This window comes from Pedobacter sp. JCM 36344, from assembly GCF_046546555.1.
In the GTDB taxonomy this organism is placed as follows: domain Bacteria; phylum Bacteroidota; class Bacteroidia; order Sphingobacteriales; family Sphingobacteriaceae; genus Pedobacter.
Genome location: NZ_JBKHKK010000065.1, coordinates 1 through 284 on the forward strand (window position 1 = coordinate 1; position 284 = coordinate 284).

Consider the following 284-nt stretch of genomic DNA (forward strand, 5'->3'; position numbering starts at 1 on the left):
TACAAAGCGTGATATTGCCACCCGCATGTTGTCGTAAACCATCTGGTTATAAACCCCGCCCACATGCTCAAAAAAGGAGATATGAGCTTCCTTGAAAGCCAGGCTATCCTGATGCTGGAAAAGTAAGGCATAGCGGTAATTGCTGTTAGCACTGGTAAAGACAGCCAGATAATACCTGCATAATTTGTCCTTTATATACAGCTTCACTTCGCCCCAATCAAACTCACAACAGGATCCCGGTGCATATTGCTGACGGATGAAGGCTTCTTTAGCAAGCTGGGTTG

Annotated in this window: 1 pseudogene; it reads right to left on the bottom strand. The window is 45.4% G+C overall.

The features are described 5' to 3' along the window. Window positions 1–284, bottom strand: a pseudogene (locus tag ACHFIZ_RS17995) (IS21 family transposase); the annotation flags it as partial.